This is a genomic window from Treponema sp. R8-4-B8, assembly GCF_054786175.1.
Genome location: NZ_BDHE01000164.1, coordinates 1 through 799, shown reverse-complemented (window position 1 = coordinate 799; position 799 = coordinate 1). Strand labels below are relative to the sequence as shown.

General features: G+C 39.8%; 2 protein-coding genes. Both read right to left on the bottom strand.

Features of this window, described 5'->3' with window-relative positions:
• Positions 1–342, bottom strand: a 342-nt coding sequence (locus ACYVRA_RS07625) for a hypothetical protein (RefSeq protein ID WP_461252139.1), incomplete at its 3' end; no start/stop codon positions are given.
• 12 nt (positions 343–354) lie between these two features.
• A partial coding sequence (locus ACYVRA_RS07620; protein WP_461252138.1) for a hypothetical protein occupies positions 355–799 on the bottom strand: 445 nt, incomplete at its 5' end.

Sequence of the window (799 nt, the reverse complement as noted above, 5' to 3'; positions counted from 1 at the left end):
TGCATATTCGCCGCTACACACTTTGTCCGGATCCCAGCCTTTTAAAGGGCATTTCATATATTCTGTATAAATCATTTCAACAAGAGAATGGTCTTCTATTAAAGTATTGCCGCAATCTACTTTTCTTGCTTTAAGCCCTTCGCCCTGATCACCATATAGCCTGTTCACTTTGTCTTGAATATCCAAAATAACCTGGCTTGTTCCAACATCTCCGTTTATTTTGGCATATACATTCCGCTCAAAGTCTTTGGGAAGCTCGTCTTTCAATGTTTCTTCTCTGTTTGAAGACAAATCTGAGCAACCTAAAAACAAAACGCCAATCAGCAAAAGAAATTTTTTCATATCCAACTCTCCTTAAAATTCCACCGTCACTATGCCAGATACAATATATTTATCTAAATCCAATTTTATTGCATTGCCTTCTATTGAATTGGAAAGCAAGCCGCCTTGCAAAGAGAAATTTGCGCCTTCGCTTATTTTAATTTGCGGACCGCCTATAGCTAGCATTTCACTGGTTTTATTTAGGGTAACAATGCCTGTGGCAGGGTCGTTAATTACCACTAGAGCATTTTTAAATTCCTTGTTGAGTTGCTGAAAACCTCCGCTCAAAGAAAGCCCGCGCCAAATGCCCGCTTTTAAACCAGCCATAATTCTATCAATTTGAGGATTTCCTTCCTTGCCTTTTTCTTCTTTATTCTGTTCATAAGAGCCTGAAATAACCAAGGCTTTGCTTAAACCTGCCATGTGCGCTATGTCTATTTCCAAGCCGCCGCCAAAACGAGCATAGTCTGCTGTTTCG